Here is an 11,847-nt window from a genome sequence, read left to right as displayed (position 1 = left end):
GACTTAAGAATAGAATTGAACACTTTATGTTTTAAAGACTTCTTTATTTATAGCTTTTCAGATTTACAATAGAAATTAATTTTCTTATAGAAAGCAAACCAGATTTGCTTGGTGACCATAGTGTTGCGGTACCACCTGACTCCATTCCGAACTCAGTAGTGAAACGTAATAACGCCGATGGTAGTGTGGGGTTTCCCCATGTGAGAGTAGGGCATCGCCAAGCGCCAAATAATGTCGAAAGACACAAAATTTAGACTGATATTTATCAGCACAGATTGTGCGGAGTGGTAGTTCAGTTGGTTAGAATACCGGCCTGTCACGCCGGGGGTCGCGGGTTCGAGTCCCGTCCACTCCGCCAACAACAACGAAAGCCTGAATCGAAAGATTCAGGCTTTTTTTGTGCCTGAAATTCAGTGATAAAGTACCGAACAGATTGCGTGGAGCGGTAGTTCAGTTGGTTAGACTCTTTATATAAAGACAAGCGGCCTGTCACGTCGGGGGGCGCGGGTTGTGGTTTATAGATAGCCGTCCGCTCTTTCTCTTTACCAACAAACAACGAAAGCCTGAATCGAAAGATTCAGGTTTTTTTTGTACCTGAAATTCAGTAAGTGTAGAACACAGATTGTGTGGTGCGGTGAGTCGCCATCCTTGGCGCTTTATATTGATCAGATCTTAGCGAGTGATGTTGGGTAGTTTCTATCGTGAGCAATCTCACAAGCGAGTCTATTAATATCACTTTCAGATAACGCGGTAAAGCTGGCGTTGACATTCCAGCACTCAGTGAGTTGATCATGTGAGTAATTAAATAATTTATGAATAATTTGATCTGCTACGGTAAGTGCTGACGATGCTTTAACTATTTCTGCTCGTGCATATTGTTGTCCCTCAAATGAGACGTCATAAGCGCGCAGAGATACATCATTACCTGGTATTTGCTGCGCACCAAATAATGGTCTGCCTGCAATAGTTGCGTTTTTAAAGCTCGGAATAAAGTGGCTTATATGCTGAATCGCTTTTTGCGTTCGACTATTAGATTCTTCTGTATCCCAACCTTGCACAAGTTTGTTGATAAAGCTGTTATCTAATTTAGGTTGCGCGCTGTCATCTGTACTCTTAGCTAACCCATTTTTAAATAACGTGATCTCCTCAGTCATCCCATGTAGCTGAAAATAACCATCAGGGTAAGGTGTTAATTGCGCCATACCTTCAGGTGTCCCGCGCTCACCGTGAAAGACAACTTCTGGCCAACGCTCATTTTGTTGCCAATGGGTAATATAAGCGGCTTTAAACTCAACCATACGTTCTTTTGGTGTATCAGCCATATCATCAATAATGCCCGTTCTATAACCACAGGCATTAATTAAATAATCAACTTCGGTTGTTGTTTGGCTAGCGTTTTCTGTATGTGTGATTAACCAAGTCTTATCCGCGGTGTAAGCGACATTAGTCACTTTATTGTTGATCAGCAAGTTGCAAGATGTTGAGGCGCTCAGGCTAAGCTCTGTGCTTGCGGCGATACGGAATAAACTTAAGCCGTATTCTTGAACCATCAATAATGGAAATTTAACAGTGTCGAAATCAAGTGTCTTAGCAAGCGGGATCATCCAATCAGAGAATTGCGTTATCTCAGACTGCTGTGAAGTATTTTTTAATCGCTCGAGCTCATTGCGGGTAAACATCTGATAATAATCATCTGGCTCACCGAGTACTTTATTGCTTGCATCAGCTTGAATTAACGCTTTGTAACGTTGAGTGAGTAATTCAAGTCGTGGTAATAATTTTTCTATGTTACTCGCATCGCGTTGAGGAATCGCTATCACGGTCGGGCGCTTATTAATGCAATGCGGGTAGACCCTCATTGTTGCGATTGATTGTTCTAATAGCGTAAGACATTGTTCATCAGAAATGTCCGGGTAAAGATTACCGCCAGCATGTAAATGACAAACCGGCGGTCCATTAACTAAGCTAACACCTTCTTCAAATAAGGTGACATTAATGTCTAACCCAGCTAAACGCAGCGCGATCGTGCTGCCTGCAATACCACCACCGATAATTGCAATGCGTTTTGATTTTAGAGTGGAAGGTACGTTCTTGATCATTCTCTTCGCAACGTATAAATAATGAGATAATTGATTATGCCAATTATTCATACCTGAATGAAACTTATTTTTAGTTAAAGTGTATTTATATTGGTAAATGGTGCTGAATTTTACGTATTAGCACGAACTTTATCCCGTTGCTAACCAGATCCCGACAAAGATCATCAGTGAGCCAGCAATTTTATTCAGTAACCGCAAATTATTATTTTTTTGTAAAAATAAACGCAATGTTTGTCCACCACTGGCATACATTAATAAACAACTAAATTCGGTAATCAGAATAATCGCAACTAGTATTGATAATTGTGGTGTTAATGCTTGTGTGGGATTAATAAAAGGCGGTAATAGCGAGATCATAAAGACCCAACCTTTTGGATTCGCAATGGCTGTCACAAAACCTTGGCTAGCTAATTGAATTGGCTTCATCGTACTTTCTGAACTTTGGCTATCAGAAATGACTAGTTTACCTTTTGAACGCCACATCTGGATACCAAGATATATAAGATAGCTGCCACCGAGGTATTTAAGGGCTGAAAATGCGCTTGGATATTTCAACATGATCGTTGCCACGCCAATGACGGCAGAAATTGCAACCAAGCCTACACCTAATAATTCACCCCACATCATGTGAAGACTGCGCTTTACGCCAATCGTCATGCCTAACGTCATCGACAATGTCATACACATACCTGGTGTAATAGAAACGAAGAAAAAGGTAGGGATAAAAAGTGCTAAAAGTTGTAAATCGATGGCGGACATTAGGTAAACTTAGTTATTGGGATAGCGCTGGATAATATCATCATTCAATCTGTATTGTTGAATGAATATAAATTAGCCATTTTTAACTTTGTGAACTTGATCAAGCTATTCATTTTTAAATTTAACCAAGTATAGGTTTAAAAATTAATCGTTAAGCCTATACTTACAGCCTCTGTAATTGTATTTAGTATTTAGACTGGAATGACGCTTTAATGATAAAATTTATTACTTCTCCGCAAGACATGCGATTATCTGATGTTGAAACTGCACAGTATGATCAAATCGTAGATTATGTTACTGAAATAAGCTTGAATTTAATGGCGGTTAAAGTGACGAACCGACCTGAAGATTTCCTTGGTTGGTGTAATGAGTTATATAATTATGTGCGTTACGGTATAAATATGGATTTGCTTGATGAAAAGCATGAAAAACCGTTACAAAAATTATTGCTGTTATTAGAGAAATCGATCACTTGTCGCCAAGTTAAAACGTCTCGTATTACACCTTGGCCATTTCTGAAGAACTTTTTACTTGATCAAGCTGATCGCCAAGCATTAGCTGAGCGTCTTCGTCTGCTTAATTACATTGGTTCACTACGTAGCAGCACATTAGCTGATATGTCTGACCTTGAACGTCTTGCGTTTGCTGGTAAACATTTATCAGCACATGAACCTGCAAAGTTTGATTTTGATGTCGAACTATTCGGTAGTACCCGTGGTGCTAAAGGTTTACATGAGTTATTACAGCATACTCCCTCTTTACTTGATGATGCTCTATCTGCGATTCCTCTTGAGGGTGAAGTGAGTGAAGCGGACTATAAAGAGTTTGTAAAACGTTATACTGCCGCTTTCGCGACATTAGATAAAGCGAAGGCTGGCTTGTTTGCTGCAACGCGTTTATTGGCAATGCGTCGACCGGATGTATTCATGGTACTGACTGCATCTAAAGTTGACGCACTGTGCCAAGGTTTAGGTTTAGTGAAATTAAAGCCGACAGACTTTTCTCGTTATTGGGTTGATATTATTGAAGCGTTGCATCGTCAGCCTTGGTTTAAATCAGCACGACCGGAAGATACCACTGAACTTGAGCTATGGAATAACCGCGTGGTGTTATTCGATTTGTTCTTTTTTGTTGATAAAGACTTCGCTGATAAATCAAATTATTTAAAATTGAAGAATAAACCTGTGGTTGTCCGTACTTCAACTGGAGGCCGTACTCGTGCAACAGGTGTAGTACGTAAAAAGCGTACTAAAGAAAGTGCAACTGAAGTGGTAGACCGTCTATTGGCTGAACCTGACTTACCTGCTTATTTACAAAGTAAACGTGATTCAATGATTGCTGAAGTTGAAAAAGGTAAAAGTGCAACAGAAGTGGTGCAGTTACTGAGAGCTATCTTTGGTTAGATTGATGGATTAATACTAAATCCAAGATATAAAAAAAGGCTTCGATAAGAAGCCTTTTTTAGTTTTAACGTTTGTTAATTAAAGACTAATTAGACCAACTGCTTGCAAGAATACGATTGCAATTGCTACTGGTGATAAGTAGCGTAGGCAGAACATAACCGCTTTATAAGCAACTTCAGATAAACCAAACTCTTCACGAGTGATTTTATCATTCACAACCCAACCTACTAGTAGCGCAGTAAATAGACCGGCAAGTGGTAGCATGATGTTTGCTGTTAGTTTATCTAACGCATCAAAGAAGTTCAGACCCATAACAACATCTTGAGCCCAAGGTGCACCACTGAGTGAGAATACTGTTAGTAGTGATAGAGCCCAAATAGTACAGCCCGCTCCGATTGTTGCTTTAGTACGGCTTAAGCCAAGACGCTCGTTCAAGTAAGCTACTGGTGATTCAAGAAGTGCGATCACTGATGTGAATGCCGCAAATGTCACCATTATGAAGAATAGCGTACCAAACAAACTACCTAATGGCATTTGACCAAACGCGATAGGTAATGACACGAATAGTAGACCAGGGCCGGCAGAAGGCTCCATACCATTAGCAAACACGATAGGGAAGATAGCCATACCTGCGATAAGAGCTACCGCTGTATCCATAACTGCGATCCAGATAGACGTTCTCGCGATTGACGTACCTTCAGGCATATATGCACCGTAAACCATCATGATGCCTGATGATAAACTTAGCGTGAAGAATGCATGACCTAGCGCTGTTAATACACCATCAATAGATAGTTTTGAGAAATCAGGCGAGAACATGAATTGTGCTGCTTCACCAAAGTTACCTGTTGCAGCGGCGTAAACCATGATAATCAGCAATAAGACAAGCAATGATGGCATTAGGTAAGTAACGGCTTTCTCGAGACCGGCATTAACACCACGAATTAATACTAACATGGCGGCAACGATAGTAATTGAAGACCATAGAATCAACTGTGTTGTGTCTGTGATTAAACCAGTGAATAGTGCACCAATTTCATCTTTATGCGATATTTCAGAACCTGCTGTCGCTAAGAAATCGCCACTGATACCAAAGAAGATATAAGCGGCTGCCCAACCTGCAATAACAATATAGAAACTTAGGATAAGTGAACCCGCGATAACGCCAGATGCACCAAGTAGAGACCAAATCCTTGAACCGCCTGATTCCTTGGCGATGGTTGCTGACGCATTTGCTGGTGACGTACGAGCCCGTTTACCAATCATTACCTCTGCCATCATCACAGGGATACCAATTAATAGAATACAAAATAGGTAGACAAGTACGAATGCACCACCACCATTTTCGCCCATAATATAAGGGAACTTCCAAAGGTTACCTAAACCTACAGCGGCGCCCGCTGCTGCAAGTACGTACTTAAATTCGCTAGACCAGCGGTTGTCAATTGTTGTGCTTGTTGTCATTTTCCCATCCTGGGTTGTGTACATATAGTTATGTACATACTAATAACATAATAAAAACACCGATATAAGGACTTTAATTAGATGATAACTCTAAAACGGTCGTTATTTATTTAGTTAACACTCCTATTTTTATGATTGATAGTTAAATATGTTAATTAATTGTTTATATTTAGTATTAAATGCTTATATTTTCAGCTTGTGCTTTATATTGCAGTTTTGTGCTGTATTTGCTTGGATGGGCTGTTATTTGTTTGTTTTTCATTCTAAAGCGAGGAATAATTTGAAAAGAAGTGTAATTCTGATTGAACTCAATAAGAGTTTGGTTTTTTCGACGGCAAAGTCGACAATAACAGGACATTAATTACGGTAAAATAATGAACCTGAGTTAGCGTCCCAATTCAGGTTCATTGTTATTTTTTTGTCATCTCGTCGCTCGTATTAAGCTGTCGCTGCTACTTTCGATAATGTCTTAGCGAGGTTTTTGATATAAGTATTTGTTAACGTTTCAAATTCAACTTTAACAACAGGTTTTAAACCGATACCAGCCAGACTTGGTAGTGGGATTGTAATCACTGCATCGGTTAATAAATTAATATCACAACCAGTACTGGTTTCAGTTAGGATCCATTTGCCTGATACTTTTGCACTATTATCTGCCGTGTCACGAGGTTCCCAAACAATCGATTTATTTTCGGCATCACAGGTATATTCGCACGCATAAATGGTTTGAAGTTGAATAGGACCTAGGCCAATTTTTTTCATTTCCCAGCGGTAAGTATTCGCTGCTTCTTCGATCAAGTTTATTAGATCAGGAAAATGACTAGCAGAAGCTGGAACATCAGCTAAAAGGTTATAAACTGTGTTGATATCTGCTGGTACAGTAAATTTTTTATTTAGTTGTATTTTTACGTCGAAAGCCATTTCAAATTTCCCTTCTATTCATAATAGTGTTTACTTCTAGGGTTTCTATCCTCGAAGTAGTATTTTATGCCGCTACATTGCCCCAGATAATGGTTGTTGTCAAGAATGATACGTTGAAAATGAGGCGCAAATTTTACACTTTATTCTTATAATACAAGAAGCTGAAAATTTACATGGTAGCGGTGCCGATAATTATCCTATTATTATAGATGATCATTGTATGTCATGTGATTAGGCTTGTTTCATATAGCATAATGATTCAAATTCACGCTGTTCATCAAGTAAATCAGCAAGACTGTATTGGTCGAGTGTTTTAAGAAAAGCTTCGATGCCAGTCTGTAATAGATTTTTTAACTGGTAAGTTGGTACTAATTCGCTGTCTTGGGTATTATTATCAAAGCCTTTTAAATTGTTCTCTAAGGCTCGTACGAGTTGCCCAATGTTAATTTCTGACGCTGATTTTGCTAACCAGATACCGCCATTTTTTCCTCGAGATGATTCGATATAATTTAGTGAGGAAAGGTGGGCTATTACTTTTGCAATATGGTTACGTGATGCTTGGTACACCTCTGCAACTTCAGCGGAGCTTGAGCGTTGTCCTTTTGGAAGGGTGGATAAATACATTAATGTGCGTATGCCAAAATCAGTATAAGTTGTTATCTTCACTTTTATCACCATTGCCAGCGTTGTTGTAAAATTAATTATGTGCAGATTGATCTAGAAATTACGTTTATTACCCGAGATCAGGATACCAACTCTTTTTCAATATGATTATTTAGTACTTCTTTGCCGTATTTTCGTAAAAACACCTTAAAGCCTTCGAGCAGTTCTCTAGGATGACTGAATTGACAATAGGTAACAGGGTAGTCTTGATCGAGTTCTTTTAGCAGTGGACTTTTGATTGGGGCGCCACGCCATACCGCAAAAAATACCGGTTTAGGGTGTATCGAACTTAAATTGTAAGAAAGTTCATAAGCATCGCTATCATTGGAGGATGTATGAATATAAAGCAGCGCATCAACAACCGATAATAAGCGTAAGCGGTAATGGCGGTAATTAGCCGGTGTAAAAATAATCCCAGTTTGTCGCTGAAAAGCTTGCTGGTAATCATCTTGTTCTTCATTAAGATTAAAAGGAAGGAATTCGAGGCCATCGATATTGTACTGTAAGAAAGTGATTACATTATCTAAAATCTTCAAGTGGTCTTTATGAATATCCCCCACATTCTGCTTGACTAATAGCTTCATTTTGATTCCCTCTCCTGACGATCGTTAAAATCGGTTATTAGGGATATAGTTATACGCGGAACTATTAGAAATATTAACCAAGAGGTCGAGTTATTTTAGCTTAGATTTGAGATTGGTAAAAAAGTATTAAAAACAAAAGTCTAAGCTAAGCTAGATGGCTTGTTTATTCTATCGGATAAAGTTTATCAAGTGCGATAGAAAGGCCATTTTCAGTGACAACACGCACATGGTCGCGACGTAATTGTCTTGGTTCATTGACTCCGCAAGAATGTGCAATTAAGCCCACGCCGTAATGGATATATTTATTATAATTGGCCACCCGTTGCGCTTTGTCTTTAACGTCTAATCCTTGTTGTAATTTAGGGTTATGTGTTGTGATCCCGGTAGGACAGGTATTCTTGTTGCACTGTAGCGCTTGAATACAACCGAGTGCAAACATGTTGCCTCGAGCAGAAACAATAAAATCAGCCCCAACAGCCAATGCCCAGGCTACTTTGGATGGGGTGATTAATTTTCCTGATGCGATGACTTTAATCTGTTTGCGTAAGTTGTATTTTTCTAGAATATTTGTCAATAAGGGCAGACTCTCTTTCAACGTTAAACCGACGTAATCCATTAGCGGTTGTGGCGCTGCGCCTGTGCCACCATCAGCACTATCTAAGGTCATAAAATCAGGTGCTGAACTTGCTCCACGTTTATTAACTTCGGTGAGTAAATCATCCAGCCATTGGCTGTGACCAAGCACAAACTTAAAACCGACGGGTTTGCCTGTCACTTGGCGTATATGCTCGACCATATCAAGAATATCCCCGACATTTTTTATTTCAGGGTGTGCATTTGGACTAATAGAGTCTTCCCCTATGGGAATACCACGGATCTCGGCTATTTCAGCTGTGACTTTCTTACCGGGTAAAATCCCACCTTTTCCAGGTTTGGCACCTTGGCTTAATTTTATTTCGAACATCTTAATTTGTTCGATTTCAGCAAGCGATTTTAGTTTTTCATCACTTAACTGGCCATTGTCATCACGGACGCCATATTTTGCTGTGCCTATTTGATAAACCAGATCGGCGCCGCCTGCAAGGTGATGAGGTGACAAGCCGCCTTCGCCGGTATTTAACCAACAACCGGCTTCTTTTGCGCCATGGGATAATGCTAATACGGCCGGTTTTGAAATTGCGCCGTAGCTCATCCCCGAAATATGGAATATAGAGCTTGTCGCGTAGGGTTGTGCACAATTGGGACCAATCGTCACCTTTTGTGGTGGGATGGCATCTTCAGCGAGTGTCGGGAACGCGCAGTTCATGAACATGATGGTACCGACTTGATCGAGATTACGTGTCGAGCCAAATGCAATTGTTCTGTCGACATTTTTTGCTGCACGGTAAACCCAAGATCGTTCAGCCCGGTTGAAGGGCATTTCTTCGCGATCTTGAGCGAAAAAGTATTGGCGAAAGAACTCACCTTGTTTTTCAAATAAATATCGAAATCGGCCAATAACAGGGTAGTTATGTCGGATCGCTTGTTTGGTTTGTCTTTTATCTACAATGTACATATAGATAACACTGATGATTCCACCAAAGAGTATTAAGATGAAAAGGCCAGTCATGATATCTAAACCATATAATAGTATATCAATCTGAGATCTAAATTCTGGTTGCATAGGTTATACCTTTATTGAACTCTATCCTTAAGTTAAGAATACAATAAAGGCTATTGCATAAGTAATCACAATTTCATCACGACTTATGATGGTAAGTTACTACTTTTTAACGATACCTTTGGCAATCTTTTGTAATAGATAGGTTTCTCGCTCTATTGACAGGCCTGCTCTTGGGTGACTAGCGATGACTTCGAGATTGTGTGCAATCGCTTCGTGGATATTGATCCATAGTGCGCTCACGCCATTTTTGATTTCATTTTCTTCTAATCGTGGTGTACCTAATTGTTTGTTAGCATCGCAAGTAAAGCAATAAGAAAGCATTTTAATACTGTCAAAGCCACCTTTATACCAAGGACGAAGTTCTTCGTAGCAACCATAAGCTACAATGTTATTAATATTTTCAGCGCCGGTCTCTTCTTCTACTTCACGAATTAGACCGGTGATGATGTCTTCATCTTCATGTAAGCCACCACCAGGTAAGCTGTAATCATGATAGCGCGCAGTAAAGATTAATAAGATCTCTTCGCCTTGCGTAATAATGCCGCGTGTTGAGATCCGCTGGTCAGTATTTCGAGGTGCTGTTACATCGGGGTGGATAGTAGAACGCAGGATGGGCATTTGGTTGATCATTGTAAAGTGGCTCTTGTCTTAATAGTTGAATGAGATTTCAAACAGGGCGTATAGTAACACATTCATACTTGGTCACTAAAATAGGTAAATTTCATCCCCGTATTCACCGTAATTAGGAGGATCTTTCTTATTAATTCAAATCCTTACGTAGAGTCGAAGCTCTAAATAACTTGTCGTGATAATACCGCTAAAATACGCTAATTCAGTTAAAAACACCCACTTTATGAGTGAATATGTCGTTTAGAAAAAATTTTATCTAAACGATATATTACGCCTTGTCACAATATCCTAACATCGCGGCATACCAAATAATAACAAAAGGATTTTTGTAATGAAACGCAATTCTAAAGTGACTTCCACTGTTAGTTCCGCTATCGCGCTGGTATTAGCCACGGCTTCTACAACTGTACTTGCCGCTGGTTTCCAGATTGGTGAACATTCAGCAACAGGTTTAGGCCGTGCAAACGCAGGTGAAGGCGCAATCGCTGATACTGCTTTAGTATTGACTAAAAACCCTGCTGCGATGACTATGTTTGATAAAACCACGGTATCAAGTCAACTTGCTTTCATTGCACCTGATGTTAATACAGATTATGAGTATGATGATGTAAATAAATGTACAGGTTTCGGCCCGGGTAAAACGTGTGAGAAAATCAGTGCGACAGAATCTGATTATGCCCCAGACCAATTTGTGCCAAGTTTTGCAGCAATTATGCCTGTGAATGAAAAAGTAGCTGTTGGCTTTGCCATGTTCTCTAACTATGGTACGGGTACTGAAGTGAGTGATGAGTTTGCTTATGGCGACCTTGGTGGCACAACAAGTATTATTACTATTGATAGTAGTTTTAACATCGCTTATAAAGTGAATGACTTATTTAGTGTCGGCGTCGGTTACGATTTAGTTATTGGTCAGGCCAAAATGAAGAAATCGTTTAATACTGGTTTTGACAATAGCTTTGATATGTCTGGTAACGCGATAGGTCATGGTTGGAATATCGGTACATTATTTACGATTAATGATAATAACCGCTTAGCGTTAACTTATCGTTCTGCTGTAGATATGAGCTTTGAAGGTGATTTTGATGCTGAAGGTGTATTTAATCCGGGTGTTAGTCTTGGTGACGGTTCGGTTACAGGTACCGTTGATATTATTTTACCAGCCATCGCTGAGATTTCAGGTTATCACAAATTAACGGATATATTTGCAGTACACTATAGCGCAATGTGGACTCAGTGGAGTTCATTAACAGAGTTAACAGCGACAAGTGAAAGTTGTGCAAGTGGTGGGAATCCTTTATTTGACCCATTTGAAAATGGTGTTTGTTTCCAAAAAGATCTGCATTATTCAGATAGCATGCGCTATGCAGTCGGTGCAACTGCATACGTTTCTGAGTCGGTGACATTACGAATGGGTTATGCATATGATGAGCAGGCTGGTGAAGCCGTTGTGGTAATGCCTGATACTATTCGCCATCAAATATCTGCAGGCATGAGTTATGCTGTGAGTAACACTATGAGCTTAGATCTTGGTGCTGCTTATATCTTTGGTGATGAAGTCTCATTTACTGAGTATAGTGAACTTGGCGGTGAACAAGAGTTCACTTCAACAGGAACAGCTATTATCGTTTCTGCACAAATGAACATGGTATTCTAATCTGAGT

At 39.7% G+C, this 11,847-nt stretch carries 10 protein-coding genes, 1 tRNA gene and 1 rRNA gene; 4 read left to right on the top strand and 8 right to left on the bottom strand.

The window, feature by feature from the left end; all coding sequences use genetic code 11:
* Positions 1–107 precede the first annotated feature (107 nt).
* Positions 108–223: ribosomal RNA gene (rrf, locus tag PE36_RS06905) — 5S ribosomal RNA — on the top strand.
* A gap of 58 nt (positions 224–281) precedes the next feature.
* Positions 282–358 (top strand) — tRNA-Asp (locus tag PE36_RS06900).
* Between the two features lie 307 nt (positions 359–665).
* Here PE36_RS06900 and PE36_RS06895 read toward each other — a convergent pair.
* Positions 666–2,099, bottom strand: a complete 1,434-nt coding sequence (locus PE36_RS06895) for an FAD-dependent oxidoreductase (RefSeq protein WP_043994149.1) — start codon at positions 2,097–2,099, stop codon at positions 666–668.
* Between the two features lie 129 nt (positions 2,100–2,228).
* Positions 2,229–2,858 carry a LysE family translocator gene (locus PE36_RS06890; protein ID WP_006031254.1) on the bottom strand — a complete coding sequence of 210 codons (630 nt, stop codon included), beginning with the start codon at positions 2,856–2,858 and terminating at the stop codon, positions 2,229–2,231.
* Between the two features lie 212 nt (positions 2,859–3,070).
* Here PE36_RS06890 and PE36_RS06885 point away from each other — a divergent pair, with 212 nt between their 5' ends.
* Positions 3,071–4,261, top strand: coding sequence for a hypothetical protein (locus tag PE36_RS06885; protein ID WP_006031253.1), 1,191 nt, complete (start codon positions 3,071–3,073; stop codon positions 4,259–4,261).
* Between the two features lie 78 nt (positions 4,262–4,339).
* Here the strand turns inward: PE36_RS06885 and PE36_RS06880 are convergent, their stop codons facing one another.
* The 6 genes from PE36_RS06880 to PE36_RS06855 all read right to left on the bottom strand — a co-directional run bounded on the left by PE36_RS06880 (position 4,340) and on the right by PE36_RS06855 (position 10,186).
* On the bottom strand, positions 4,340–5,725 hold the full coding sequence (locus PE36_RS06880; protein ID WP_006031252.1) for a sodium-dependent transporter: 1,386 nt from the start codon (positions 5,723–5,725) through the stop codon (positions 4,340–4,342).
* Positions 5,726–6,163: 438 nt separating this feature from the next.
* Positions 6,164–6,646, bottom strand: coding sequence for an SRPBCC family protein (locus tag PE36_RS06875; RefSeq protein ID WP_006031251.1), 483 nt, complete (start codon positions 6,644–6,646; stop codon positions 6,164–6,166).
* Between the two features lie 231 nt (positions 6,647–6,877).
* Positions 6,878–7,312, bottom strand: coding sequence for an Rrf2 family transcriptional regulator (locus tag PE36_RS06870; RefSeq protein ID WP_043994134.1), 435 nt, complete (start codon positions 7,310–7,312; stop codon positions 6,878–6,880).
* A 77-nt stretch (positions 7,313–7,389) separates the two neighbouring features.
* Complete coding sequence (locus PE36_RS06865; RefSeq protein WP_006031249.1) at positions 7,390–7,893, bottom strand: hypothetical protein; 504 nt, start codon at positions 7,891–7,893, stop codon at positions 7,390–7,392.
* Positions 7,894–8,056: 163 nt separating this feature from the next.
* Positions 8,057–9,556, bottom strand: coding sequence for an FMN-binding glutamate synthase family protein (locus tag PE36_RS06860; protein WP_006031248.1), 1,500 nt, complete (start codon positions 9,554–9,556; stop codon positions 8,057–8,059).
* A gap of 99 nt (positions 9,557–9,655) precedes the next feature.
* Positions 9,656–10,186: an NUDIX hydrolase gene (locus PE36_RS06855; RefSeq protein WP_006031247.1), complete on the bottom strand. Its 531-nt coding sequence runs from the start codon at positions 10,184–10,186 to the stop codon at positions 9,656–9,658.
* A gap of 331 nt (positions 10,187–10,517) precedes the next feature.
* Here PE36_RS06855 and PE36_RS06850 point away from each other — a divergent pair, with 331 nt between their 5' ends.
* Positions 10,518–11,840, top strand: coding sequence for an OmpP1/FadL family transporter (locus PE36_RS06850; protein ID WP_006031246.1), 1,323 nt, complete (start codon positions 10,518–10,520; stop codon positions 11,838–11,840).
* The last annotated feature ends 7 nt before the right edge of the window (positions 11,841–11,847 follow it).

It is taken from the genome of Moritella sp. PE36 (genome assembly GCF_000170855.1).
Taxonomy (GTDB): Bacteria; Pseudomonadota; Gammaproteobacteria; order Enterobacterales; family Moritellaceae; genus Moritella.
The sequence above is the reverse complement of the archived record's forward strand: the minus strand, read 5'-3'. Positions and strand labels throughout refer to the sequence as shown.